This window comes from Flavobacterium alvei, from assembly GCF_002920895.1.
GTDB lineage: Bacteria > Bacteroidota > Bacteroidia > Flavobacteriales > Flavobacteriaceae > Flavobacterium > Flavobacterium alvei.
The window spans coordinates 54469-80089 of the sequence record NZ_PQVG01000010.1 but is presented as its reverse complement, the minus strand read 5'-3'; the positions used below and the strand labels follow the sequence as shown (position 1 = coordinate 80089).

Here is a 25621-nt window from a genome sequence, read left to right as displayed (position 1 = left end):
TCTTTTTGATTACATTTGTAACACAGTTATTATAAAACATATTTTACAATGGTAAACACCGATGATTTTATAAAAAGAATCGAAATTATATTAGATTATTATGGCTTAAATGCTTCTTCATTTGCCGATAAAATAGGTGTGCAACGTTCGAGCTTGTCGCATTTGCTTTCGGGAAGAAACAAACCGAGTTTGGATTTTATACTTAAAATTTTGGATGTTTTTCCAGAAGTTGATTTGTATTGGATGCTCAACGGAAAAGGTAGTTTTCCAAAATCGGAATTAGCGATTGAATCGAATGCTACTTCGCCTACTCCTATTTTGAATACCCAAACCGCAGCTTCGGAAATTGAGAAACAACCCGATTTGTTTTCGGAAAAATTGGTGCTTGAAAAAAATGAAAAGGTAGAAAATCAATTCCCTCGTTTTTCAAATTCAAAAATACCTTCAATTCCAAAAACAGAAACTGAAATTGATCGAATTGTAATTTTCTATACCAACGGAACTTTTAAAACCTATTCAGCCGAATAAATTAGTATTCTTGTGAAAATCCATTCTCTGGAATTTTTCCAACAACGCCATTGAAATGCTGAAGTAAAATAGGTAAATCCTTTTCATAATTTGAAGTAGGAAAGAACGGTTGCCCCATTTTTACAGATTTTTGGCCAAAATCAAAAGCAACAGGAATTATGGGAACATTTGCTTTTAAGGCAATATAATAAAATCCGGTTCTTAGTTCTTTCACTTTTTTTCGGGTTCCTTCAGGAGAAATGGCTAATCGGAATTCGTCACGGGTTTCAAAAATTTTGGCGATCGATTCTACTTTGTTTAAATTCCCTACTCTATCAATGGGCGCTCCCCCCATCCAACGGAAATAAAATCCAAACGGAAAACGAAATAATTCTTTTTTACCAATAAAATTCATTTGAATTCCAATGATTCCTCTTGTCAATAATCCGAGGTAAAAATCGTGCCAACTCGTGTGAGGAATAACCATCAGAACACACTTTTTGATACTTTCATCTAGTGTGCCTTCTATTTTCCAGCCCATCCATTGGAAGAAAATTAACTTGTAGAAACTTTTTTTCATTTAGACCCCATTTTTCGTAAAATTAATATTTATCCTGTATTTTTGATAAAAATAAATTCAAATGCTCAAAAAACTGTTTAGTTTCTTACTTCCGGTCACCATTTTCAAACAAAATTCAACACTTAGTAAAACTCTAGAAGTAACTTGGACTGACGGAAAATTAGTTTTAGATAGTGAGAATACTAATTATTCGTATGGCAATTTACAGCGAATTTTAAGAAAAGGATTGAGAATCATTGGTTTTGAAAAAATCAAATCAATGCAAAAAATCTTAGTGCTTGGTGTTGCTGGTGGCAGCGTTATCCGAACTTTAGTTGACGAAATTAAATTTGAAGGTCAAATTACTGGTGTTGAAATTGACAAAAATATAATTGATATTGCCAATAAATATTTTCAACTGAATGAGATTCCAAATTTGGAAATTATTTTTGATGACGCTTCCAAATTTGTTTTGAAAACGACAGAAACCTTCGACTTGATTATTATAGATGTTTTTCAAGACACAAAAATGCCCGATTTTTTGTTTGAATTCTTTTTCATCAACAAAATTTGCTTTTTGTTAAATCCCAAAGGTCATATTCTGTTTAATACCATGTTACTGAACAAACAGCAAAGAGAACTCAATCTGGACTATGTGAAAAATTTTGATCCTAAAAAATATACCGTTACCTTATATAACAAAATGGAGAAAACGAATGAATTGATATTAATCGAAAGCAAATAATATTTGTAATTTGTACTAAAAATTAAGCAATTTTTTCGTAAATTAGAGTCCAATTCGAATATCAAAAAGATGAAATCGATTCTAAAAAAATTGTTCTTAGGGAATTTAGCCAAAATGCCAAAACCCGAATTCAATCCTGTTCAGAAACGCTTAATGAACATAAAAGCCATTTGGAACAATAATCATCAGGACGATAATGGAATAGAAAAATTTGTACGGTTGTTCCTTTCTTCTTCGCAATTGCTTTTTCCTGGAGTTTATATCAAATATTTGGCCTATTTAAGAGGCTATGAATACCGAGATTTAGCCTTAGATTTCTATGTTTTACTCAAAGTCAGCTTTCCATTATTCATCTTAATGAATCATTGGCAAAGTTATCACTTTGTGATTTGGATAATGATTTATGTCTTATTAGAAACTATTTTATACATTCCCACGCTTATTTTTGCTTCGGATATGTTTTCGAAACCGCGTTCTTATAAAAGATCGATGCTTTTGCTTTTTCTCAATTATATCGAAATTATATTTTCGTTTGGAGTTTTGTATTCTTGCGGTAATTATTTGAACAAGCCGCTCGATCATTGGTTTGACCCAATTTATTTCAGCACCATTAATTCGGCTTCTATCGGCTATGGCGATTTTTATCCTGTTACACCAATCGGAAAATTTTTAACCACCGCTCAAGCCTTTTTATTCTTATTATTTGTAGTTCTGTTTTTGAATTTTTTCACTGCAAAAATAAAAGTAAAAGGCTATTTTGATATTGAAAACGAAAGCTAATTTAAATCAATTTCCTAGCTTTTTCTAAATCTTCTTTGGTGTCAATTCCAATTCCAATATGTGTTGTCTCCACCATTTTGATACTTTTGCCAAATTCCAGATAGCGCAATTGCTCCAGTTTTTCGGATGCTTCCAACGATTTCATCGGCAGATTGTAGAAATCCATCAAGGCCTGTTTTCTAAAAGCATAAATCCCAATGTGTTTCATATAGCGAACGCCCACATTCGCTTCTCGCGGATACGGAATCACCGAACGTGAAAAATACAACGCAAAACCATTTTGGTTTACGACCACTTTAACATTGTTGGGATTATTGATTTCCTGTTCTTCTTTGATTTCACACATTAAAGAAGCCAAATCTACTTTCTTTTCGGTGTCATTTTTATAGACTTCAATCAGTTTTTCCAGAGCGGCTGTGTCGATAAAAGGTTCGTCGCCTTGCACATTGACCACAATATCAACCTCCATATTTTCGACGGCTTCGGCAATTCGGTCACTTCCTGATTCGTGTTCTTTGATACTCATAATGGCTTTTCCACCATTAGAAGCAATTTCTTTAAATATCAAATCGGAATCGGTCACCACGAAAACGTCATCAAAAAGATTGGACTTTTTGGCGGCTTCATAGGTTCTTAAAATCACGGTTTTACCTCCCAAATCTTCCATCAATTTGGCGTGAAAACGGGTTGAGGCGTAACGTGCGGGAATGACTGCTATTATTTTCATTTTGTTTATTCCTAAATTTAAATTATTTGGCTTTCAAATATACCATTTTTTCTAGCAAATCTTCACCGAAGTCATACTCAACGAACCCGCCACTAATTTGTCATTGAACAAACTCAATTCTTCGGTTTTGTCTTTCAATCCTAAAGTATAAATCAAAGGCAAATAATGATCTGGAGTTGGAATCGCAATTTGCAACGCCTTATTTTGTTTTTCGTAATCAATAAGCGGTTGAAAATTGCCGTCCAATAAATAATTGTTTACCGTTTCTCTGGCTTCAATCGCCCAATCGTAACCGTAATTGTCTTTGTTAAAATTAGGAAAATCAACCAATCTCAAGTTATGCACGATATTGCCGCTACCAATAATCAGGATTCCTTTTTGGCGTAAATCACTCAGTTTTTTGGCCAATTCAAAATGATATTGAGGAGATTTTGTATAATCAATACTCAACTGGATTACGGGAACATTGGCCTCGGGATACAAATGTTTAATGACACTCCAAGCGCCGTGATCCAAACCCCAATGTTTGTCTAATTCTACTTCAAGAGGTTTAAATAATGCTGCGGTTTCAGCTGCTAATTCCGGACTTCCTTTCGCAGGATATTGCACCGCAAACAATTCCTGAGGAAATCCTCCAAAATCGTGAATCGTTCGGGGCATTTCCATTGCAGTAACTTTAGTGCCTTTGGTAAACCAATGCGCCGAAATACACAAAATGGCGTTGGGTTGTGGCAAAGTTTTGGCTAGGTTTCGAAAGCCAGTCACAAACTGATTTTCTTCGATGGCGTTCATAGGACTTCCGTGTCCCAGGAACAAAACAGGCATTTTTTCGGTGTTAGAAAAACTGCTTGAAATTTGATGTAAATCGTTTAAAGTATTCATATAATCTAATCGCGATAAATATTGTTTAAATGTAAAAAATCTTTTCCGTTCAGGTAGTCATTAAATGAAAAAACGGACCAATAAAATTGCCCGTTTTTCTATTCTTGATTCTATAGTTCTTATTTTGTGTACGTTTGCTTCAAGAAATCTTTCAAGGAAATCGGTTTTCTACCCAATAATTTTTCTAAATCCGATGAATCGGCATAAAATTCGCCTTGTTCAATTGCGGCTCCAAAACCTACAAACATTCCAACATATTCTCCTGGAACACCTGCTTTTGTCAATACATCCGAATAAATATCAGGACTTGGACTAGTGTAACTTACTGTGCTATTGGTTATTTCACTCAAAATATCCGCACTGGTTTTCAATGAATAATTTTCGATGTTATTCATTGCATATTCTCTACTTTCAGCATTTTCATCAATTAAGACATTAGCAACAGCCTCAGCCAAATCATTTCTAGAAACATAAGCTGCAGCAGTATCTCCAGCTGGAAAAAAGATTCCTGTTGCTAAAACTTGTTCGCCAAAAAACATTGGTAACACCTCTAAATATAAGTTATTTCTAAAAATACTATACGTCATTCCGCTCGCTTTAATGGCGTTGTCGGTATCAATATGCGATTTTGCCAAAAAAGCAATCGGCGAGGTTTCCGACTCATTTTTTCGTTCAAAACTGGTGTATAAAATGTGTTTTACACCGGCTTCTTTGGCCGCTTTTACGGCATTCAATTGTTGTTTGCTACGCTTTTCAAAATCAGTAGCCGAAACCAACAATAACTTATCCACTCCTTTGAATGCTGCTAGCAAAGAATCATAATTATCATAATCTCCTTTAACAATTGTGATGCCTTTTGCTTTTAAATCTTCGGCTTTGGCCTCATCTCTTACCAAAGCTGAAATATTTTTTGCTGCGATTCCTTTTTTTAATAAAAAATCGATGGTTGTTTTTCCAAAATTACCTGTTGCGCCAGTTACTAAAATTTTTGCACTCATTTTTTTTAATTTTTATTGTTAATACTAATGCAAAGATAATTACATTTGCTACCTAAAATATAGCGATATATTAAAGTATAGTAGTATCCTTTTGTATAGCAACAACAAAATCAAGGAAATAATGGAAAATAAAATCAGTTTCAAAGAAGCCAAAGCCTGTCCTATTCAATTTGTATTGGCTGTTAACGATACTTTAAACGTAATTAATGGCAAATGGAAATTACCTATTATAGGTTCTTTATTGTTCGAAAAAAGACGTTTTACCGAAATTCAACGCAATATTCCAAAAATCACACCTCGAATGTTGTCCAAAGAATTGAAAGATTTAGAAATGAACGGAATGGTCAAAAGAACCGTTTATGACACAACACCCATCACGGTAGAATATGAATTGACTGAATCTGCAAAATCATTGGGCGATGTTTTGGATAAAATGTTAGAATGGGGTTTGCAACATCGAGAAACGGTGCTTTCAGAAAGTTAATCCACAAAACTCTCGTCCTTAAATCCTATCAAATAGAGCTTATTTTTTGCTCTCGTCATAGCCGTATAAAGCCAGCGAATGTAATCCCTGTTAATCCCATCCGGCAAATACGGCTGTTCGACAAAAACCGTATTCCACTGCCCTCCTTGCGATTTGTGGCAAGTTATGGCATACGAAAACTTGACTTGCAAGCCATTGAAATATTCATTGGCTTTCACTTTTTGGAATTGTTTGTACTTGGTTTCGCCTTCGTAATCTTTCAGGACTTCTTGGTATAATCGGTTGGATTCTTCGTAAGTCAAGGACGGTGATTCGCTTTTTATGGTGTCCAATAACAAAACCGTTTCGAATGGTTTTTGGTTGGGATAATCGACCATTCGAATTTTGACATTGGCAAACTTAAAACTGTATAATTCCTTGATATTGAATATTTCCAGCACTTCGATGATGTCGCCATTGGCAATAAAACCAGCTTCATCGGAGTCTTTGAGCCAGAAATAATTGTTTTTCACAACCATCAAAAAATCCCCTGTGGACAATTCACTTTCCTTGTCTAAAATCTTGGTTCGAATTTGCTCATTATATTGGTTGGCTCTTTTATTCGACCGAACGATGAAAGCCGTGTCCTCGATGCTGTAATTGCTGTAAGCCGAATTAATCGCATCCTGAATGTCGTAACCATCGGTCAAACGGACGATATCCTTAAATTTTTGAAGATCAAATTTGAATTCATCTATAAAAGAATCCTTCAACAATTCCCGAAGTTCCGTGGCGTTGTGCAAAATCCCGGAGTTTTCTTCCTGACGCATTACTTCGTCCAATTCGATATGTTCGATTTCTTTGCCGTAATTCATTCCCAAAGTTCGAATATCCAAAGCGGGACTAATATCCAAATTCACGGGTGGTAACTGGGCGGTGTCTCCCAACAAAATCATTTTGCAATTGGTTCCCGAATACACATACGAAATCAAATCGTCGAGCAAAGAACCGTTTTCATACAATTTAGAATCGGAATTGGTATCCGAAATCATTGAAGCTTCATCAACGATAAAAATGGTGTTTTTGTGTTTGTTGGGTTGCAAAACAAAAGAAACTCCTCCACCCGATGACTTCTTTGGAAAATAAATTTTCTTGTGAATCGTAAAAGCTGGTTTATCGGAATAATTAGCAATTACTTTGGCCGCACGACCTGTTGGCGCCAGCAAAACATATTTTTTATTGATGTCAATCAAGTTGTTGACGATAGTCGAAATCACGGTTGTTTTACCCGTTCCGGCATACCCTTTCAAGACGAAAATGGTGTTGTTGTCGTTTTGGGTCAGGAAAATAGCGATTTTTTGGAAAAACACATCCTGTTTGTACGTAGGTGTAAAAGGAAATTTTTTCTGTAAAAGGCTGTAAAACAAGGAGGATTCCATTGGGTGTTATTTGACTGCAAAGTAAGGAAAAAGTTTAGGAGTTTAAAGATTAAAAGTTTTAAAAGTTTAAGCGATTCACGGTGAACTTCTAAACTCTTAAACCTTTAAACTTTTAAACTATCAAATAAAATTGTAAGTTTGCAACTATGTCTGTCAACACTACCATTACCGATAAAAAATACAAAAAACTCTCGCTTCAGGTTTCCTTGACGGGGCTTTCTTTTTGTGTTTTTGATACTTTAAACCACAAAATCCTTTCCGTGAAGGAAATCCATTTTGATACATTTCACAAAGCCACCAAAATCGAAGAATTGTTTGGTGACGCTTTCAGAGAAAACCCAGAATTAAAGGATTCTTATGACGAGATATTAGTGATTCACAACAACAATCTTTCAACATTTGTTCCAGAACCGCTTTTTGACGAGAATTTCTTGGGAAGTTATCTACAATACAATACGAAAGTTTTTGAAACTGATTTTTTTGCTTTCGACGAAATTCACAACTATCAAATGAACACCGTTTACATTCCGTATGTGAACATCAATAATTTTTTTATTGACCAATTTGGTTCTTTCAATTACAAGCATGCCAACAGTATTTTGGTCAATAAACTTTTGGATGCGTCCAAAAATAATGATGATAAAAAGATGATTGTCAATTTCAATCCGGGACATTTTGAGATTATTGTCGTTCAAAACCAAAAGTTATTGTTGTTCAATTCTTTCGATTATCAAACGCCAGAAGATTTTCTGTATTATTTGCTTTTCACGGCCGAACAATTGAATATGAATCCTGAGAATTTCAAATTGGAATTATTAGGAACTATTGCCGAAGATGACACTTTTTATCAATTGGCTTTCAAATACATCCGAAATGTATCTTTTTTTGATGTATCGAATTTGCAACAAAACAATCCCTTTTCAACTGCCCAAAATCAGAAACATTTTATTTTATTTCAATCGTGAGAATCATTTCAGGTAAATACAAAGGAAGACGCATTTTTCCGCCCAAAGGACTTCCTGTTCGCCCTACAACCGATATGAGCAAAGAAGCATTATTCAATGTTTTGAACAATCATTTCAGTTTTGAAGGCTTGAAAATACTGGATTTATTTGCAGGAACTGGAAATATCAGTTTCGAATTTGCTTCTCGAGGATGCACACCAATAACTTCTGTAGATGCTGATTTTGGTTGTGTAAAATTCATCAAACAAATCGCTTCGGAATACGATTTTAACATAGCCGCAACCAAAAGCGATGTGTTTCAATTTTTGGAACGAAACAAAGCCACTTACGATATTATTTTTGCCGATCCTCCGTATGGATTGGATCAAAAGACTTTTGAAAAAGTAGTCTTGACCGTTTTCGAAAAAAAAGCACTTCAAGAAGACGGAATGATGATTATTGAACATTCTAAATACACCAAACTCGATCATTTACCCCATTTTTCTTTCCAGAAAAGTTATGGAGGTTCTTTTTTTAGTTTCTTTGAATTTGAAAAATCGGATGAAGAAAGTGATGAAGATTCTGAAGAGGAATAGTTTTAGTTTATTCTAAAAATTAAAAGGCTTGAATTCATATGAATTCAAGCCTTTTTAGTTATTCGTAATTTCTAAATTGCATTGAAACGATTATTGTTTTATAATTTTTACAGTTTTAGATTCAGACTCTCTTTCCACTTTCAAAATATAAACCCCATTTGTATGAGAACTCAAGTCTATTGTAACTGACTCATTGTTTCCAGTAGTTAGTTTATTTGACCAAAGTTTTTTTCCTAATAAAGTATATAAAGATAGATTCGTTTCTTGACTAGAACCTCCAATTTGTATTTTAGCAATTCCAGATGTTGGATTAGGACTTACTGTGATAGTATTCAATACCAAATTAGTATTGCTTAATCCTAAAGTAGCCACATCAAGCTCATTTGATTTAGCACTTAATCCTCCCATTTCGTTTGCTGCTCTAACTGAAAACTTTCCAGATGTTTGAGCTGAAGCATCATAACTATTTGTTGTTGTGAAAGAAACAAATACATCGTCTTTAAAAATTGCCCATCCCAATACGTAATTATTATTAGCCCAATTAAGTATTTTTCCAGTATTAGATAGAACTGGAATTGAAGCTTGTTCAGTAGCTAAAGTAGGTTGCCAAGTATCAGTACCACTCAATACATTTTCGATTGTATAATTGTTGGCTTGGGCTTGGGTAAGTACTGGATTCAAAGTCACCGAACCTCCAGAACCATTAGAATAGGTAGTTCTTCTTCCGGATAAATCTATGGCATTTCCTGAACCTGTTAAACTGTTGTATTCAGCATAAACAGATGGCAATGCGCCCCATTCTGACCAACCTTCATTTGCTGGTAATTGTTTCATAACTGTATTAATAAAAACAACTTTTGGACTTCCTTGCCAAGGGCGACCTAGTTTATAACTTCCGTTGTTTTGAGCAAAACCATCAATAGTACAATCTCTAAACACGTATCCCCAGTTAGATCCTGTGGCTGCTGCTGTTACATGATTTCCAGCACGATCTTCTAAATAAAGAGTACAAGCATTGAAAAACACATCACCTCCACCAAAAATAAAATCTACTGTTCCGTGAATTTCACTATTTTCAAGATAAATTCGGTTACTTGCAGTATAGAAAGTATCTTGATTACTTAATAATTTTACATTTTTATATATATTTCTATCTCCTTGATCTCTTAAAGCAACTGCTCTTCCTGTAAAGGCTCCTTTTCTATAATCCATTTTGTTTAAAATGGTAAGATCTTGCATGTAGATATTTTTTGAATTGGATTGAAAATTAATTGTTGGTGTAGTTCCAATCCCTTCATTTGCAGCAAGAGGTTCGTTGAATAAAGTTACTCCATCGGCACTTTGACCAATGAAGGATACATTTGGAAGATTGATAAATGTTTGTTGTGTAGCATCTCCAGTTGTGTTTCCTAAATCATAATTCCCATTTGGGAAAAAGATATAAAATCGTTCTCCACTAGCAGAAGCTGTTTGTGCTGCAGCCAATGCAGCCGCAAAATTACCATCAACACCAACTATAAAATTATATGCTTTTTTTGTTACTACAGGTTTATTTAATGTCGTGAAAGTAACAGAAATTGGAGTAGTTAAAGTATTGTCTGCCAAATCAGAAATTTTATTTCCAGCTAAAGTAAATGTATAAGTTGTGTTATAACTTAAGCCCGAATAATTAAAAGAAATGGATTTTCCGAATACTTCTGGAGTAAGGTTTTTACCATTTAGAGTGGCTGTTGTACCTGAAACTATTTTGATGCGTTCGTCAAAATTAAGTACAACTTTTCCTGTAGCCGAAGCACCAGTAGCATTATTAGCAGGAATCGAACTAACTACTACAGGAGCAATTCCATCATTGAAAACACTTTTGGTTCCAAAGACATAAATACCCGAAATAGTTGTTCCGTCATTTGTTGCTGCAGCTCCAACTATAGTTGAAGTATAATCAGGAATCCATCTAATGTAAACTTCACTCTTATTATTAGCATCAGCAGGCAATGTAAAAGTGTTTTCGTAATATTGTTTGGCATTTACCAAATCAAAAACACCTATTCCAGTAAAATTAATTCCATCTAACGAATACTCGCACAATTGTTTAGTATAAGCATTATAGTTAAAAAGCATAGCCGCTTTTACACTAATATTAGTATAATCTGTCGCGTTAATTTTTATTTGATAGTAGTATTGATTAGCTATTGGTTGCCAATTTACAGCGGCTCCTCGACCTTCATAACCGCCTTCTAGAACAGATTTACCCAACCATCCTGCTTGTGTTCCATCAGCTTTACGCAAAATTAATGCAGCAGGATCATTGATAGCATCTGACGAAAAATCGGCCACACGGCTATTGTTTCCCGTTTTATAGAAATCCCATCCCACAACATATTCAGAAGCATTATAATTCGCACTAATGGATTTATTGGAGTTCATTGCAACATTGAGAATAGAATTTGTTTCCCCAGTTCCCCAATTCGAGAAATTAAGGATTGGATTGTTATTTGCAGTTAAGCTCACATTCGTTCCTTCTTCATACATTCTTATTCCTCCAACCATTGTTCCTGCAGGAGAAACTCCTACCATATAATCTTTTGCTCCTCCGTTTACAGAAATTTCTAAAGAATAAGTGTTAATTGCTGTATAAACTGCTTTTAAATTTACGTTATTATTTAATGTAAATGTATAAGGATTACTTGTTGAAACTATTTGGTCTAAATCATTTGCCCAATGCGAAAATTGATAACCAAAATTTCTAGTCGCTGTAAGAGTAACTTCTGTACCGGAATCATGAGTTGTTCCTACAGGAAAACTAGTTATATTTCCACCATTTGCTGGTGAATTTGTTGTTGAAACCGTATAAGTTGTTATTGCTGCAATTGTTCCACTTAAATTTCCAATAATCTGTACGTTAGAAATTCCTACATCCTTTCCTCCTCCTAAAGAGTGAATATAAATTTCCAATGTACACAAACCATTCGAACTAGGAATTGACAACGCAGTCAGATCTTTTATATAATAATTAAAATCTCCACCTGAAGTTACTCCTGAACGAGCCGGTTTTACATTAGCTTGGATTAATGTTGAAGTACCATTACTAGATTTCCAATACAAATCCAATACTCCAGAACCTGTTCCAAATCGTTGACAATTAAATGCAATTGAAGTTGGTGTAAAATTTAATCCTGTAACAGGGGTCACATTAAAACTTAGAAGATTTCCAACTGCAACTCCAGTAGGAGTATTAGAGGTACCAGGATTTTTGATAGACGTATACATACTACCGGCTATTGTTGCTTCTGCTTTAGCACCATTATAAATATAATTGCTTCCAAGAGTTACGTAATCAGGCTTAAAATAGGTAGCTGTTGATGCTGACCCTGAATAAGTAGCTGTTTGTCCAGCAACACCTGTATTAAAAGGCCAAGTGATAGTTGCAGTTTCATTTACTGTCTGGGCAATCGATTGCACTATAGAGCATAGAAATAACAAAATAATAAGCTTGGGGGCTTGGTTAGAAAATAGTTTTCTTTTCATAATTAGTTTGTGTTTTTTAATAAGTTATAAAATCTATAAAATTTAATCTTGCAATTTGATAAACAAAACGCATAATTAAACGTTGCTAAAATAACAATAATAATAATAAAAGCAACTATTTTTTTGATTAATATATTATTACAGGAGCAAAATTATTTAATTAACAATAAAACCATTTAATGACAATATAAAATTCAAATTTAAAAAATCGAATGATGAAGAAATTGAAGAGGATTCTGAAATAATTAACTCACTACCTTATCCTTCCAGAATTTTCATCAATAACTTTTTCTTTATATTCTTCATTTTTTATTTTCCCAAATGAATATTTAATTGAGAAGGAAATTAAACGAGAATCGGTGTAATACACTCCTTTTGCAGTAACATTATTAATAGTAAAATTTTCATAATACTTAATTTGTCTAAAAATATCATTATAACTTAGCGTAAAATCAAAGTATTTGAAAAAAGTTTTTGAAACTGCCACATCTATTGTAAACAATCCATTTCTTTCAAAAATCCCTTCGTTTCTGTGTGTCAATCCCCAACCAGTTAATGCTAAATCTATTTTTTTTGGAAGTTTAAATATGTGATTTGAATAATAATATAAATACGGTTTAGGTGGATTTACTACTGACAATTTATCTTCTACTTTATTAATTATTCCACATATTGAATTTGTCGAAGTCCAAAATTTATATTTAAAAGGAACTGTAAATTCAAGATTAAATCCAGATTCTTTTTCAAAATTTGCTGTTTGAAATGTAAGTAGTTTTTGTGAATCATTATAAGAAGTTGCATAATAAACCGGATTCCTAATTTTGTTATAACTCAATTTAAGTAATTTTTCTTTTAACTGATAGGCTAAAGAAATTTCATCAATTATTGTAGGATCCAGATTAATGTTATTTGACCAAACAAAATATGGATTTATATAAGCAGAAACCTGACTTGTCGTAGAAAAATTCGGTCTTGAAATACTTTTAGCATAATTAAAACTAATAGTATTTATGCTATCAATTGGGATTTGAATTTCTAATTTAGGAAAAATAGTAATGTAGTTTTTGTCAATTAAAAGAGCGCTATCTGATGAATTTTCAGCTTTAACAATAGTGTTTTCAGCTCTCAATCCAAATGAATAATTCATCTTTTTATAATTTCCATACAAATTAGAATAAGTGGCAATATTCGTTTCTTCATAAGTGTAATTTGAAGCAATTGATGTTTTTGGACTTAGTGTTTCAATAGCAAAATCGGTAAATGAATTAGCTTGAAGATAAAGTGCTCCCAATTCTAATTTCATCTTATTTATAAACTCTTTTTCAAAATCAGCTCGTCCTGAAAATACATCAATTTTAATATTCTGGTTTCTATTTTGAGATAATTGAAAATTAGTATTGTTATAATTGTTAGCTATTATGCTTTCAATTTGCTGATTGAAATTTGAATATTGAAAACCAGTAAACAATTGTCCATCAATACTTTTTATTTTGTGAGTGTAATTCATAAAACCATTTGTGAAATTTCTATTTTCATTATTTGAATTTAAGGTATTAATAAAATCAACGTTTGATTGTTGCTCATTATAAGTATCGGTTACAATATCAAAAACATCTTTTTGGATTCTTCTATTAATGTTAATTGAGAAATAATCAGCTTCATTTATTTTATAAAAAAGTCCAGTTCCAAAAACAAACTGTGGACGTTTTGTAATTGCGGTAACTAAATAATTTGAAACAATATCATAATTTGGAATTGTAAAATCATTGCCATTACTTTCCCAAACTTTTATTTGATTGAAATTAAAATTGACTTTAAATTCCAACTTTTTCTTTTTAATACTAGAATTGATTCCAAAATAATTGTTGAACTTTTTTTGAAAGGAAGCTGTTTCAGAAATAATAACTTTAAAACTTTCTTTCTTACTTAATTTTCTGGTAATCAAAATCACAACCCTGCCATTAGCTTCATATTTTGATGATGGATTGTTGATAATTTCAATTGTTTTTATTTCATAGACAGACAAAGAATTCAAATCATTAATTTCCACTTTTTGATTATCTAAATACAATATTGGATTTCCTTTTCCAATAACTGTAATAGATTCTTTATTTGGACTTACCTGAATTCTCGGTAGTTTTGCCAATAAATCAACTGTATTAGAAACGGAATTATAAATAGAATTAGCCACATCAAGTTTTATATTTCCGTTTTTGTTAGTGAAAGCTTTGGTTTCATTTACAATTTTAACTTCATCTAAGTCTTTCGGTTTTTCTTGTGAAATCACTAATTGAGTGATTAGGATTGAAATAAAAATAAGTAGCTTTTGCATAACATTTAATTTAATGCAAATTTGATTGAATGTTTTTTTACGAAAGTTAATTGGAGGTTAATGCAAGGTTAAAATCGATATTTTGGAATAAATGCCTTATTTTTGGGCTATTGAATTTCTAAAATGAAACAAAAAATCAATCTTTTAATCGGTTTCTCATCAGTAGTTTTGATAGCACTTATTGCAATGCAATACTATTTGGTTAAAACATCTTACGATTATAAAGTAGCCCAATTTCATACTGAAATTAAGGAGAAAATTTCCAAAATAACCAACGATTTTACCGATATTGATTCGACTGTAATGAGTAGTAAAGACATTTATTACAATCGGTTATTGAAAAGTTATATTAAAGACACTAATTTCAAAAGTGAACTTAAAACTAAGTTGCTTGCCAATCCGTATCGTGATGTTTTAACTGAATTATTGCGAAGAAAAATCAACTTAGAATTTCCGAAAAACAAAATCGATTTTGCAGTTGTTACCAATAAGTTTATTGTATTTAATTCGCAACAAAAAGCAGACACCATTTTTTCTGAAAAACCTGCAATTGGCAACATATTGTACGGTAATTTAGCTTCGTTAGACAATGCTTTTTCTATTAGAAATTATGTTGGAACTTCAATTGGAGATTCCAATTACAAATTGTTGACCGAAGAAACCTTATTTGTTTCTGTAAAAAATTGGGAACAAATTATTTTGCAGCGAATGGCAACGATTCTGATTTTATCGGTTTTTTCTATTTTGATTTTGATTACACTATTTGTTATTGCTATTCGTGCCTTAATCAAACAGAAAAAAGTAAGTGATGTAAAAACCGATTTCATCAATAATATTACCCACGAATTAAAAACGCCTTTAACAACATTATCGGTTTCAACCAAAATATTAGAGCGTAAAGAAGTTCAAGAAAATCCTGAATTATTTCATTCAATTTTAGAAACCATTAACCGTCAAAATACTCGTTTGCAAAACCTTGTAGATCAAGTTATGAGCAATTCTTTGGGCATCGAAGAAATTGAGTTGCAAAAAGAAAAAGTGCAACCTAATTTATTGGTAAAAACCATTGTATCTGATTTTGAATTGGCTTATCCAAATGTAAAAATTCAAACAGAAATTGTATTTTCTGAAATTACTTTACTGTTGGATAAATTTCATTTAACCACTGCAATTAATAATGTTTTAGAAAACGCTGTAAAATATGGATGCCAAAACATTAGTATCAAAACATCTTTAGAAAATTCCACTTTTAGTATTGGGATTCAAGATGATGGTATTGGAATTGCGAAAAGCAAACAACCTTTACTTTTTGAAAAATTCTACAGAGTCGAACAAGGAAATGTACATAATACTAAAGGACTTGGTTTGGGATTATATTATGTTGACCAAATACTTAAAGCACACAAAGGAAACATTAAAGTTGTTAGTGATTTAGGAAAAGGTGCTTTGTTTACTATTAGTATTCCATCAGCTTAAAAATTATGAAAAGAATTCTTTTAGCAGAAGATGATTTTGATTTTGGAGCAATCCTAAAACAGTATTTAGAACTTCAAGGATTTGAAGTAAATTGGGCAAAAGATGGCGATGAAGCATTGTATTTGATTCAAAAAAACACCTTTGATATTTGTGTTTTAGATGTGATGATGCCTAAGTTAGATGGCTTTTCTTTAGCAGAAAAAATAATTGAACTTTATCCTGAAGTTCCGTTTGTGTTTCTAACAGCACGAAATCAAAATGAAGATAAAATTAAAGGATTAAAATTGGGTGCTGATGATTATATTGTAAAACCATTTGAAGCCGATGAATTGGTTTTAAGAATTACAAATATCATAAAACGAACCCAAAAAAGAAACCAAGTAGGAACACTTCCTAACGAAATTCAAATAGGATTTTATTCTTTCGACACCAATCGTTTTGAATTAAAACACAATCAAAAAAAACAGCAACTTACAGAAAAAGAAGCATTATTATTGGTTTTTCTTTTTCAGCACAAAAATCAATTATTAAAACGTGAATTAGTTTTAAAAGCAGTTTGGGGAAATGAAGACTATTTTTCTGGAAGAAGTATGGATGTTTTTATTAGCAAAATCCGAAAATACCTAATTGAAGACAAAACGATTGCTATTGAAAGCATTCGCAATGTTGGATTAGAATTTAAAATTTTAAAAAAAGCAGACCTATAAGCCGGATTCTGTCTCCAATAAATTAGAGCCTTATCATTTATCTAGGCACGAAATTGCTTGCGTGCTCCATCTTTCTACCCTTCGGCAACGGGCGAGAAACCCTTAAATGCCGATATACTTGAAATTTCACCGCATAGAGTTTACCTGGTTTCACTACAGCATTACCTGTACCTGCTTTCTGTTGCACTTGTCCTAATCCGATTGCTCGAACCGACGGGCGTTACCCGCTATGCTCCTCTGTGGTGTCCGGACTTTCCTCCCCGATAAAATCGCGGCGATAAGGCGGTCTGCGGTGCAAAAGTAAGGTTTTTAGAGTTTAGATTTCTACATTGTCATTGAAATAACAATTGATATTTTTTTTGGAATTTAGAATTTGCTTTTTGATTTTTCAAAACCTATATTTGCTATCCAATAAAAATCTATGGAACAATTTGTAGTATCGGCTCGTAAATATCGTCCGCAAACATTCAAGGATGTTGTGGGGCAAAAAGCCATTACCAGCACTTTATTGCACGCCATAGAGAGCAATCACCTTGCTTCTGCCCTATTGTTTACTGGACCTCGTGGGGTCGGAAAAACAACTTGCGCCAGAATTTTGGCTCGAAAAATAAACCAACCGGGTTATGACGACCCAAATGAAGATTTTGCCTTCAATGTATTCGAATTAGATGCTGCTTCCAACAATTCAGTAGATGATATTCGGAATTTGATTGACCAAGTTCGTATTCCGCCACAAACTGGACAATACAAGGTATATATTATTGACGAGGTGCATATGTTGTCTTCGGCCGCTTTTAATGCTTTCTTGAAAACATTGGAAGAACCACCGAAGCACGCTATTTTCATCTTGGCTACGACCGAAAAACACAAAATTATTCCGACGATACTTTCACGTTGTCAAATATTCGATTTCAAACGAATTACCGTAAAAGACGCCAAAGAACATCTTGCCGAAGTTGCTGAAAGTCAAGGCATAAATTTCGAAGACGATGCTTTGCACATCATTGCGCAAAAAGCCGATGGTGCGATGCGTGATGCTTTGTCTATTTTTGACCGAGTAGTTTCGTATTGTGGTAGCAATTTGACCCGTCAAGCTGTAACCGAAAACTTGAATGTTTTAGATTACGAAACATATGTTTCAATAACCAACTTAATTTTGGAAAACAAAATTCCAGAGTTATTGGTAGCTTTTAATGATATTTTATCAAAAGGATTTGATGCACATCATTTTGTAGCTGGATTAGCTTCCCATTTCAGGGATTTATTAGTTTCAAAAACTCCTTCTACTTTATCTTTATTAGAAGTTGGCGAACAAGCTCAAAAACTGTACGCTATTCAATGTCAAAAAGCATCTCAAGAATTTTTATTGAAAGGAATTGAGATTGCCAATGACTGTGATTTGAAATACAAAGTCAGTCAAAACCAACGATTACTTGTTGAACTTTGCTTGATGCAATTGGCCTCCATCACCTTTGATGGAGAAAAAAAAAAGTTGAACAATTTATAATTCCACCCACTTATTTCAGAAGAACGGATTACTCAATAGTCGAAACTAATAAATCGAAAGTCGAAAGTATTAAGGTTCAAAATAAAGAAATTACTTTAGAGACTAACCAAAACCTAGAACCTAAAACCCAAAACCCAGAACCCAATACCCAAAACCAATCCGAAGAGCCAAAAATTTCGGCTTTGTCACTTTCAAGCATTAGAGCTAAAAGAGAATTACTAGAAAGTACTAAAGGAATTGTAAAAGAAGATGTTTTGCTTCCGACAGAAGCATTCAACGAAACAGACATGTTGTTGTATTGGAACAAATATGCACAGCGATTGGGTGATAAAGGGCACAAAATTATGGAATCACTTTTAAAGATAAGTGATCCTAAATTAGAAGGAACTACTATTATTCACGAATTGCCCAATGACGGTTCTAAGCTCGATTTTGAATCTCAAATTCACGGTCTTTTGGGTTATTTGAGAGGACATTTGCACAATCACGATATTACGATTGAAATTGTTGTGAATGAAACAATAGAAAATAAATTTGCTTTCACTCCAATCGATAAATTTAACAGATTGAATGAAATAAACCCTAATTTAGAACTTTTGAAAAGAACTTTTGATTTGGATATTTAGAATTTGCAAGAATAATTTTTGCTTAATTTTTAACTCTTAACCAATGGTGTTTCTGATTTCAAATTATATAGATTGATAGTTATTCCTTATACCAATTAGATTACAAACTTTTGACTTTTTTTGTTAATTTTGGCATATGATTAAAATTGTAATAATCGGTTCAGGAAATGTTGCTCATCATTTGATTAAAGCTTTCACTCAAAGCAAAGAAATCAATGTGATTCAAGTATTTGCAAGAGAAAAAAAATCTATCAATCTCCTTCCCGATTTCACTACAATTATTACTAATTATAATGAATTGGTTGAAGCTGATTTATACATAATAGCTGTTTCAGATGATGCAATTGCTTCTGTATCCTCTCAATTACCATTCAAAAATAGACTTATTGTTCATACTTCTGGAACTGTTTCGATAGATTCTTTAGATTCGAAGAACAGGAAAGGAATTTTTTATCCACTCCAAACTTTTTCTAAAGACAAAGAAGTTGATTTCAGTCAAATTCCTATTTGTTTAGAAAGCGAAAATGAAATCGATTTTGAATTATTAAAAAAAGTAGCTGAAAACATTTCGAATAACGTATTTGAAATTAATTCCGAGCAGCGAAAAGCACTTCATGTTTCGGCTGTTTTCGTCAATAATTTTGCAAATCATTTGTATCAAATTGGCAATGAAATTTGCATTGAAAATAATGTTCCTTTTGAAATATTAAAACCATTGATTTTAGAAACCGCCAACAAAATTATGACGCTTTCTCCAAAAGAAGCTCAAACTGGGCCAGCAAAACGCAATGATAATCAAACGATTCAAGCTCATTTGGAGTTTTTGACTAACGAAAATCAAGCAAAAATTTATAAAATACTAACTCAATCTATACAAAATAATGGCAAAAAGTTATAAAGAAATAATGAACGATATTACCACCTTCATTTTTGATATTGATGGTGTTCTTACTGATGGATCCGTTTTTGTGACCAATGAAGGTGAAATTTTACGAACAATGAATATCCGAGACGGTTATGCTTTGAAAGCAGCTGTAGAAAGTGGTTATAATGTTTGCGTTATTTCGGGCGGAAGTAATGAAGGTGTTCGTGTACGATTGAGAAATCTAGGTATAACTGAGATTCATCTTGGAACGCCAAACAAAGTAGAAACCTATAAAGAATATATTGAACTCTACGATATCAAATCGGAACATGTGATGTATATGGGCGATGATATTCCTGATTATCATGTGATGCAACTCGTTGGATTACCTACTTGTCCGCAAGACGCTAGTCCCGAAATCAAAGGTATTTCTAAATATATTTCGCATAAAAACGGAGGAAAAGGTGCCGCTCGTGAAGTCATTGAACAAGTGATGAAAGTACAAGAAAAATGGACAACTCACTTTGATGGAAAACTAGATTAATTTTAGTAATCAGTAACCGTATTTCTCATCAAAACAATCTATAATCTAATCCCGATGTTTCGGGACTTCAATTTAAAAATTTAAAATGACACAAACAGTAATTTTTGATATGGACGGTGTAATTGTTGACACAGAACCAGTTCATAGTTATGCCTATTTTCAGCATTTTGCCGAATTAAATATTGATGTTTCTAAGGATATGTTTACTTCCTTCATGGGCAATTCTACCCGAAATACTTTTCAAAAACTAAAAGAATTATTTCCGATTAATGGCGAAGTAGAAGATTTAATTCAAAGAAAAAGAACCCTTTTTAATGACGCTTTCGATAGTAAAGAAGATTTATATTTAATAGATGGTGTCGAGCAACTAATTCAAGATTTGCACAGTAATGGAATGCAATTAATTCTAGCTTCATCAGCTGCCAAAGTTACTATTGACCGGGTTTTTAGACGATTTAATTTGCATCAATACTTCACTCATATTGTGAGTGGTGAAGACTTTCCACATTCAAAACCTCATCCTGCAATCTTTGAGCATGCAGCGAATTTATCTATTGCTCCAAAAGAAAATTGTATTGTAATTGAAGACAGTACCAATGGAATTAGAGCTGCCAAAGCGGCTGGTATTTTTTGCGTGGGATATAATAGCGAAAATTCTAAACTGCAGGATTTGTCATTAGCAGATGTTGTTGTGGAAGATTTAAACGAATTAAATTTTGAAATAATCTCGAAATACTAATTTTCGAATTAAGTAATATTTAACATTTTTGAACCCTCGAATTTGTAATTTTGAATAAATCTAAATTAATAACAATGAGAAAAATAATTTTTATCTTAGCAATGATTATTGCAAATTATGTGACTGAAGCTCAAGTAAAAACACCTCAGGCAAGTCCGAAATCGACACTCATTCAAGTTGTAGGTTTAACTACTGTTGAAATTGTTTATTCTAAACCAAGTGCTAGAGGTCGAGATGTTTTCAATAATTTGGTTCCGTTTGGAAAATTATGGAGAACAGGAGCAAATGAAAACACAACAATCTCCTTTAGCGATGATGTAATTATTGACGGCAAAACATTACCAAAAGGAAAATATGCACTCTATACCAATCCTAGAGCCGATAATTGGGAAATATTTTTCTATACTAAAACAGACAATTGGGGCAATCCTGAAACTTGGGACGAATCAAAAGTCGCTTTGAAAACAAGTGTAAAATCGGGACATATCGATAGATTTGTAGAAAGTTTTACCATCGAAATTAATAATCTAGATAATAATTTTGCTCATTTGGAATTGTCTTGGGAAAACACAATAGTAGCCCTTAAATTTGAGGTTCCAACTGCAAAAAATGCAATTGCCAGCATTGATAAAGTCTTGTCAGGCCCAACAGCAGGTGATTATTTCTCGGCAGCACAATACTACCTTCAATCGAATGGTGATTTAACAAAAGCTTCAAGCTATATCAATAAAGCATTGGAAATGAGCAAAGAAAAACCTTATTTTTATTACCGTTTAAAATCCTTGATTCAAGCTAAACAAGGAGATAAAATGGGAGCTATAGAAACGGCAAAAATTTCTCTTTCAGGTGCCGAAGCAGCAAACAATCAAGATTATGTAAAAATGAGTAAAGACAGCATCGCTGAATGGAGTAAAAAATAACTCATTGTATTTTGAATAAAAAACCTGTTTGAATATTGTTCAAACAGGTTTTTTTTGATATTAATCACAAAACAATTGTAATCAAACAAAAAGGGTCAGATTTACTCTAACCCTCTTTAAATTATTTCTACAAAAACTATTATTTCATAGTTCTCATATAGGCAACTAATTGCCAAATTTCGGCGTCACTCAATTTTTCTTTGTAAGAAGGCATTGGCTTTCTACCAATTTTTGTGTAGTAAAACAATGATCCGTCTGATTTAGATTGGAACTCTTTAGAAGAAAAATCGCCACAAGTAATGTCAATTTTTTCTGCTTTAGGACCGTCACCCAAACCTTTTACTCCGTGACAAGATTTACAATTAGTTCCCCACAATACTTTACCCGCAGCAGCATCAGCACCAGCTGGACTTTTTTTGCCCGCATCCGCAGCAGGAACTTTCCATTCTTTTCCTTTTGGTTTTGCCTGAGCGTTAGAAGTTTGTGTGAACATAAAGGCTGCCATAATTGCTAAGCCAAAAAAGATTTTTTTCATGTTTGTCGAATTTTAATATTAATACTAGTTTTAATTATTACTCTTTAATTTCTTCTAATTTTCCTAATCGTTTTATTTTGAATACTTGTAGTACTGCATACAATAAAGTTCCCCATATCAAACCAATAATTAGCAACGAAATTGCTATAAAATAAATGGGAGCTCTGTCTCTTCCTGCTGAAAAGGAACGTTCATCTACATTTGAATTATCACTAACAACAATCTGACCCCATTTTACTTCTCCGCTAACTTCGGTATCCATAAAATTTTCATCTTCAACTATACTAGCAAATATAGTCAATTTTCCATCCTTAGAAGGGATATCATTAGGAAATTCAAATGTGGCAACTCCAGTAGAATCTGTTGCTACAGCATCGCCAATAGGTAGTTTGGTAAACAATCGTTTTACTGATAATTTTATAGGCAATTCAACGACTGGTTGTCCTTCTGAAGTTACAAAAGCTTTACAAACATGGAGTGAATCTACTGTTTCAAAAGTTAATGCGATTTTGGCTACTTTATCTTGAGCAAATGCAGTTGCTATTGAAAACAATATCGATAGGCAAGTGGTTAAGAAATAGTTATACTTTTTCATCTGTAAATTATTTATAATTAAATATTTCTTCTTTTCCTTCTAACTCTCCTTCGGCTACTTCCCAAACTGAAATGATTGGAAAATATCTTGAAAACAAGGTAACAACTAAAAGCACTCCAGCAAATGTTGCAGCAACTACAGTCATTTCGACTGCACTTGGAAAATAATGTGTCCATGAAGCAGGAACATCTTGTATAGGCAAATAAGGATGAAGTAATCCTGGAATAACAATTAGGTAAAGTCTAAACCAGCCTGCAATTAATACAACTATTGAAATAATAAATAAAGGAAGAGGTTTTCTCATTTTAGGGAATAATGGCAATAAGAAAGGTACAATTATACCAAAAATCACCACTGACCAATAAAATCCTGCCTCTTTGCCAACAAATAAATTTAAAAGTGTGTTTTCATGCAACCCTGACATTTTATAAGCAGGAATCAAATATTCGTTTATGTTGAAATAGCCGTGAATCAAAGCCATTAGCACCATTGCTTGCCCTAATTTATCGAAGTGCATTTCGGTTAAATATTTTTCTAAATTATAGGCTTTTCTAAAAACAAATGTAGCAAAAGTCATTACGGCAACACTCAATAAAAAGGCATTTGAAACAAAGTAGGCACCAAAATTTGTACTATCCCATTCAGCTCTTAGGGTTGTTGCAAACAACCAAGCCGTAATGGTGCAAATCAAAACTCCTAAAGGAATAACCAATGCGGTTAATGTTTTCATAGTTTTTTTCAAAATTTGCCATTGTTCAGGAGTTCCTTGCCATCCAAAAGAAAGCATGTTATACATTTTTAATTGCCATTTTGGTAAATTTTTCAAATGGTTTTTACAAGTAACTAATGATGGAATTAGCGGGATAAAAAGCAATATTATACAAGCTGTCAAATCGGTTGTAATTCCAATAACGTCCCAAATAATTGGTGATTGAATACGTCCGTGAAGCAGTAAATTTAATAACCTGTCGGGCCTTCCCATAGCTACAACAATACTTATTCCACCGAACATTATGGCTCCAATGGCAATAACTTCGGCAATTCTGGAAAGTGGTCTGTACCACTCAAAATTGGTTAGTTTTAGTATTGCTGACATTAGCACACCAACTAAACCTATGGCAACCATAAATAAAAAGTTGGATATATATATTCCCCACATGGTATAATCTCTTAAACTAGTGGTCACGTATTTACTTTTTGTTTCTTGTATGATATAAGCAACAACTCCTGCTAATAATACAGCAACCAGAAATGCAATCCATATTTTACCTGCTTTCCCAACTTTCTCGATTGGACGAAGAAGGTCATCTTTCATAACCATATACTCTGCTTGAGTAAAGGTTTCGTGTTTGTTTATATTTTCAGACATTTTTTATTTTTTAAAAAATTACTCCTTTGTATTTTGAGCTTCGGTTGCATCTTCAAACGGGAAATCACGTTTTACTGGTGGCAAATAATAGACTCTGGGTTTAGTTCCTAATTCTTCAAATTGACGATACCCTGCTCTATCGGCTAATAATTTTTTAAGTCTTACAGTATCTTCGCCATTTGTTACAACGTCTTCTAATTCATCACCATGATAAATTGCGCCGTTTGGACATTCGACAACACAAGCTGGCAACAATCCCTGTGCAGAACGATCAGTACAGAAATCGCATTTGGCAACTGTTCCTTCTTGAGCATAAGGTGTTGAACAATGATTTGGATCAGAAGTATCGTTTTTATGTTCTTCACTATATTTTACTTGTTCTGGTCTTCCGAAATTGAACGTACGAGCCGAATAAGGACACGCAGCAATACAGAATTTACAACCTATACAACGATCATAATCCATAGCTACTATTCCGTCAGAACGCTTGAATGTAGCATCTACAGGACAAACTTTGGTACAAGGAGGATTGTCGCAATGGTAACACATTGTTGGAAACCAATAAGGCGATTCTAAAGGTGAATTTTGCATTTTTTTCACCTTTATGTATTCAACTGGAGCCAAAATATTATGTGCTTTTTGACAGCCTGTTATACATTTTCTTTCATTAGCACATTTGCCTAAGTCAATCACTCGAATGAATTTCTTTCCTTCAATTCCTTGACGGATTTCTTCTTTTGAGTAATCATCATTAGCGGCATGATGATCTACCAGAGAGCTATCGATTTCGACTAATTTTCCATCAGCAGTAAGCACTTTTACTTTTTTGCCAGTAGCTTTTGTAGATTCATCGGTAACTGCACTTGCAATGGCAGTTCCAGCCAAAGCAATTCCTCCTAAAGCGCCGAGCTTTAGAAAATTTCTTCTGGATGAATTGTTATTTTCTTTTTCCATATTGCTATTTATTACTAATTAGAAATTCATTAAAACAAACCATTCTTATCATTTTGAATTTGAATTCTTAAGCAAATTTCAAATAATTAAATCTAATTATTACTGATAATTATCATACTTTGTTTTTTTTAACAAATATCATAATTATTTAACAATCAGAAATTTAAGTTAAAATTTAAAAAAAAGATATAAAACTCTTGTTTAGTTATATAGAAAAGAGGATAAACTTATCCTTTTATGGAGTCAGAATCCTCTTTTCGTATTTGAATTAGTTTAATTTGCAGTTG

24 protein-coding genes, 1 other RNA gene and 1 pseudogene are annotated in these 25621 nt (G+C 33.0%); 14 read left to right on the top strand and 12 right to left on the bottom strand.

What is annotated here, in order from left to right; translation table 11 throughout:
* Nucleotides 1–48: 48 nt before the first annotated feature.
* Entirely contained in the window at nt 49–528 is a 480-nt protein-coding gene (locus C3L50_RS15140; RefSeq protein WP_103807028.1) for a helix-turn-helix domain-containing protein, read from the top strand.
* Nucleotide 529: 1 nt separating this feature from the next.
* Here C3L50_RS15140 and C3L50_RS15135 read toward each other — a convergent pair whose 3' ends face one another.
* Entirely contained in the window at nt 530–1087 is a 558-nt protein-coding gene (locus C3L50_RS15135) for a 1-acyl-sn-glycerol-3-phosphate acyltransferase (RefSeq protein WP_103807027.1), read from the bottom strand.
* A gap of 61 nt (nt 1088–1148) precedes the next feature.
* Here C3L50_RS15135 and C3L50_RS15130 point away from each other — a divergent pair, with 61 nt between their 5' ends.
* Entirely contained in the window at nt 1149–1811 is a 663-nt protein-coding gene (locus tag C3L50_RS15130; RefSeq protein ID WP_103807026.1) for a spermidine synthase, read from the top strand.
* A 69-nt stretch (nt 1812–1880) separates the two neighbouring features.
* Entirely contained in the window at nt 1881–2591 is a 711-nt protein-coding gene (locus C3L50_RS15125) for a potassium channel family protein (protein WP_103807025.1), read from the top strand.
* A gap of 1 nt (nt 2592) precedes the next feature.
* Here C3L50_RS15125 and kdsB read toward each other — a convergent pair whose 3' ends face one another.
* The 3 genes from kdsB to C3L50_RS15110 all read right to left on the bottom strand — a co-directional run bounded on the left by kdsB (nt 2593) and on the right by C3L50_RS15110 (nt 5198).
* Nucleotides 2593–3318, bottom strand: a complete 726-nt coding sequence (gene kdsB / locus C3L50_RS15120) for a 3-deoxy-manno-octulosonate cytidylyltransferase (protein WP_103807024.1) — start codon at nt 3316–3318, stop codon at nt 2593–2595.
* Nucleotides 3319–3369: 51 nt separating this feature from the next.
* Complete coding sequence (gene ygiD / locus C3L50_RS15115) at nt 3370–4200, bottom strand: 4,5-DOPA-extradiol-dioxygenase (protein WP_103807023.1); 831 nt, start codon at nt 4198–4200, stop codon at nt 3370–3372.
* 119 nt (nt 4201–4319) lie between these two features.
* Nucleotides 4320–5198, bottom strand: a complete 879-nt coding sequence (locus C3L50_RS15110) for an SDR family oxidoreductase (RefSeq protein WP_103807022.1) — start codon at nt 5196–5198, stop codon at nt 4320–4322.
* Between the two features lie 121 nt (nt 5199–5319).
* Here C3L50_RS15110 and C3L50_RS15105 point away from each other — a divergent pair, with 121 nt between their 5' ends.
* On the top strand, nt 5320–5682 hold the full coding sequence (locus tag C3L50_RS15105) for a winged helix-turn-helix transcriptional regulator (RefSeq protein ID WP_103807021.1): 363 nt from the start codon (nt 5320–5322) through the stop codon (nt 5680–5682).
* On the opposite strand, the gene C3L50_RS15100 is transcribed toward C3L50_RS15105, so the two are convergent.
* Complete coding sequence (locus tag C3L50_RS15100) at nt 5679–7100, bottom strand: ATP-dependent DNA helicase (protein WP_103807020.1); 1422 nt, start codon at nt 7098–7100, stop codon at nt 5679–5681. The genes C3L50_RS15105 and C3L50_RS15100 overlap by 4 nt on opposite strands.
* 146 nt (nt 7101–7246) lie before the next feature.
* Here C3L50_RS15100 and C3L50_RS15095 point away from each other — a divergent pair, with 146 nt between their 5' ends.
* Nucleotides 7247–8065 carry a DUF3822 family protein gene (locus tag C3L50_RS15095; RefSeq protein ID WP_103807019.1) on the top strand — a complete coding sequence of 273 codons (819 nt, stop codon included), beginning with the start codon at nt 7247–7249 and terminating at the stop codon, nt 8063–8065.
* Nucleotides 8062–8640, top strand: a complete 579-nt coding sequence (locus C3L50_RS15090) for an RsmD family RNA methyltransferase (protein ID WP_103807018.1) — start codon at nt 8062–8064, stop codon at nt 8638–8640. Before C3L50_RS15095 ends, C3L50_RS15090 begins: the two co-directional genes overlap by 4 nt.
* Nucleotides 8641–8730: 90 nt before the next feature.
* On the opposite strand, the gene C3L50_RS15085 is transcribed toward C3L50_RS15090, so the two are convergent.
* Nucleotides 8731–12165, bottom strand: a complete 3435-nt coding sequence (locus C3L50_RS15085; RefSeq protein ID WP_103807017.1) for a pectinesterase family protein — start codon at nt 12163–12165, stop codon at nt 8731–8733.
* Nucleotides 12166–12418: 253 nt separating this feature from the next.
* Complete coding sequence (locus C3L50_RS15080) at nt 12419–14497, bottom strand: outer membrane beta-barrel family protein (RefSeq protein WP_103807016.1); 2079 nt, start codon at nt 14495–14497, stop codon at nt 12419–12421.
* A gap of 123 nt (nt 14498–14620) precedes the next feature.
* On the opposite strand from C3L50_RS15080, the gene C3L50_RS15075 reads away from it, so the two are divergent.
* Entirely contained in the window at nt 14621–15973 is a 1353-nt protein-coding gene (locus C3L50_RS15075; protein WP_103807015.1) for a sensor histidine kinase, read from the top strand.
* 5 nt (nt 15974–15978) lie between these two features.
* Nucleotides 15979–16665: pseudogene (locus C3L50_RS15070) on the top strand (response regulator transcription factor); the annotation flags it as partial.
* Here the strand turns inward: C3L50_RS15070 and rnpB are convergent.
* Nucleotides 16662–16974: RNase P RNA component class A (gene rnpB / locus C3L50_RS15065), an RNA gene on the bottom strand. The pseudogene C3L50_RS15070 and the gene rnpB sit on opposite strands and share 4 nt — an antisense overlap.
* 127 nt (nt 16975–17101) lie before the next feature.
* Here rnpB and dnaX point away from each other — a divergent pair.
* From dnaX to C3L50_RS15030, 6 genes are all read left to right on the top strand, one after another.
* The gene (gene dnaX, locus C3L50_RS15060; RefSeq protein ID WP_103807014.1) at nt 17102–18187 is read left to right on the top strand and encodes a DNA polymerase III subunit gamma/tau; all 1086 of its coding nucleotides are present in this window, start codon (nt 17102–17104) and stop codon (nt 18185–18187) included.
* Between the two features lie 182 nt (nt 18188–18369).
* Nucleotides 18370–18813: a DNA polymerase III gene (locus C3L50_RS15050; RefSeq protein WP_243400398.1), complete on the top strand. Its 444-nt coding sequence runs from the start codon at nt 18370–18372 to the stop codon at nt 18811–18813.
* Nucleotides 18814–18949: 136 nt separating this feature from the next.
* Nucleotides 18950–19711, top strand: coding sequence for a Rossmann-like and DUF2520 domain-containing protein (locus C3L50_RS15045; protein ID WP_103807011.1), 762 nt, complete (start codon nt 18950–18952; stop codon nt 19709–19711).
* Complete coding sequence (locus C3L50_RS15040; RefSeq protein WP_103807010.1) at nt 19695–20222, top strand: KdsC family phosphatase; 528 nt, start codon at nt 19695–19697, stop codon at nt 20220–20222. Before C3L50_RS15045 ends, C3L50_RS15040 begins: the two co-directional genes overlap by 17 nt.
* Before the next feature lie 85 nt (nt 20223–20307).
* Entirely contained in the window at nt 20308–20961 is a 654-nt protein-coding gene (locus C3L50_RS15035) for an HAD family hydrolase (protein ID WP_103807009.1), read from the top strand.
* 74 nt (nt 20962–21035) lie between these two features.
* Nucleotides 21036–21881, top strand: coding sequence for a DUF2911 domain-containing protein (locus C3L50_RS15030; RefSeq protein WP_103807008.1), 846 nt, complete (start codon nt 21036–21038; stop codon nt 21879–21881).
* 139 nt (nt 21882–22020) lie between these two features.
* Here C3L50_RS15030 and C3L50_RS15025 read toward each other — a convergent pair whose 3' ends face one another.
* From C3L50_RS15025 to C3L50_RS15010, 4 genes are read right to left on the bottom strand one after another with little or no spacing between them, the layout of a single operon-like run.
* Nucleotides 22021–22416 (bottom strand): c-type cytochrome, encoded by a 396-nt coding sequence (locus C3L50_RS15025; RefSeq protein WP_103807007.1) that lies wholly within the window; start codon nt 22414–22416, stop codon nt 22021–22023.
* Nucleotides 22417–22453: 37 nt separating this feature from the next.
* Nucleotides 22454–23011: a hypothetical protein gene (locus C3L50_RS15020; RefSeq protein ID WP_103807006.1), complete on the bottom strand. Its 558-nt coding sequence runs from the start codon at nt 23009–23011 to the stop codon at nt 22454–22456.
* A 7-nt stretch (nt 23012–23018) separates the two neighbouring features.
* Nucleotides 23019–24380: an NrfD/PsrC family molybdoenzyme membrane anchor subunit gene (gene nrfD, locus C3L50_RS15015; RefSeq protein ID WP_103807005.1), complete on the bottom strand. Its 1362-nt coding sequence runs from the start codon at nt 24378–24380 to the stop codon at nt 23019–23021.
* A gap of 18 nt (nt 24381–24398) precedes the next feature.
* Nucleotides 24399–25334, bottom strand: a complete 936-nt coding sequence (locus C3L50_RS15010; RefSeq protein WP_103807004.1) for a 4Fe-4S dicluster domain-containing protein — start codon at nt 25332–25334, stop codon at nt 24399–24401.
* Between the last annotated feature and the right edge of the window lie 287 nt (nt 25335–25621).

What these genes read in the sequence shown, in the direction of transcription:
- C3L50_RS15140 (WP_103807028.1), top strand. Translation starts at nt 49, where the DNA reads ATGGTAAACACCGATGATTTTATAAAAAGAATCGAAATTATATTAGAT.
- C3L50_RS15135 (WP_103807027.1), bottom strand. Translation starts at nt 1,087, where the DNA reads ATGAAAAAAAGTTTCTACAAGTTAATTTTCTTCCAATGGATGGGCTGG.
- C3L50_RS15130 (WP_103807026.1), top strand. Translation starts at nt 1,149, where the DNA reads ATGCTCAAAAAACTGTTTAGTTTCTTACTTCCGGTCACCATTTTCAAA.
- C3L50_RS15125 (WP_103807025.1), top strand. Translation starts at nt 1,881, where the DNA reads ATGAAATCGATTCTAAAAAAATTGTTCTTAGGGAATTTAGCCAAAATG.
- kdsB (WP_103807024.1), bottom strand. Translation starts at nt 3,318, where the DNA reads ATGAAAATAATAGCAGTCATTCCCGCACGTTACGCCTCAACCCGTTTT.
- ygiD (WP_103807023.1), bottom strand. Translation starts at nt 4,200, where the DNA reads ATGAATACTTTAAACGATTTACATCAAATTTCAAGCAGTTTTTCTAAC.
- C3L50_RS15110 (WP_103807022.1), bottom strand. Translation starts at nt 5,198, where the DNA reads ATGAGTGCAAAAATTTTAGTAACTGGCGCAACAGGTAATTTTGGAAAA.
- C3L50_RS15105 (WP_103807021.1), top strand. Translation starts at nt 5,320, where the DNA reads ATGGAAAATAAAATCAGTTTCAAAGAAGCCAAAGCCTGTCCTATTCAA.
- C3L50_RS15100 (WP_103807020.1), bottom strand. Translation starts at nt 7,100, where the DNA reads ATGGAATCCTCCTTGTTTTACAGCCTTTTACAGAAAAAATTTCCTTTT.
- C3L50_RS15095 (WP_103807019.1), top strand. Translation starts at nt 7,247, where the DNA reads ATGTCTGTCAACACTACCATTACCGATAAAAAATACAAAAAACTCTCG.
- C3L50_RS15085 (WP_103807017.1), bottom strand. Translation starts at nt 12,165, where the DNA reads ATGAAAAGAAAACTATTTTCTAACCAAGCCCCCAAGCTTATTATTTTG.
- C3L50_RS15080 (WP_103807016.1), bottom strand. Translation starts at nt 14,497, where the DNA reads ATGCAAAAGCTACTTATTTTTATTTCAATCCTAATCACTCAATTAGTG.
- C3L50_RS15075 (WP_103807015.1), top strand. Translation starts at nt 14,621, where the DNA reads ATGAAACAAAAAATCAATCTTTTAATCGGTTTCTCATCAGTAGTTTTG.
- dnaX (WP_103807014.1), top strand. Translation starts at nt 17,102, where the DNA reads ATGGAACAATTTGTAGTATCGGCTCGTAAATATCGTCCGCAAACATTC.
- C3L50_RS15045 (WP_103807011.1), top strand. Translation starts at nt 18,950, where the DNA reads ATGATTAAAATTGTAATAATCGGTTCAGGAAATGTTGCTCATCATTTG.
- C3L50_RS15040 (WP_103807010.1), top strand. Translation starts at nt 19,695, where the DNA reads ATGGCAAAAAGTTATAAAGAAATAATGAACGATATTACCACCTTCATT.
- C3L50_RS15035 (WP_103807009.1), top strand. Translation starts at nt 20,308, where the DNA reads ATGACACAAACAGTAATTTTTGATATGGACGGTGTAATTGTTGACACA.
- C3L50_RS15030 (WP_103807008.1), top strand. Translation starts at nt 21,036, where the DNA reads ATGAGAAAAATAATTTTTATCTTAGCAATGATTATTGCAAATTATGTG.
- C3L50_RS15025 (WP_103807007.1), bottom strand. Translation starts at nt 22,416, where the DNA reads ATGAAAAAAATCTTTTTTGGCTTAGCAATTATGGCAGCCTTTATGTTC.
- C3L50_RS15020 (WP_103807006.1), bottom strand. Translation starts at nt 23,011, where the DNA reads ATGAAAAAGTATAACTATTTCTTAACCACTTGCCTATCGATATTGTTT.
- nrfD (WP_103807005.1), bottom strand. Translation starts at nt 24,380, where the DNA reads ATGTCTGAAAATATAAACAAACACGAAACCTTTACTCAAGCAGAGTAT.
- C3L50_RS15010 (WP_103807004.1), bottom strand. Translation starts at nt 25,334, where the DNA reads ATGGAAAAAGAAAATAACAATTCATCCAGAAGAAATTTTCTAAAGCTC.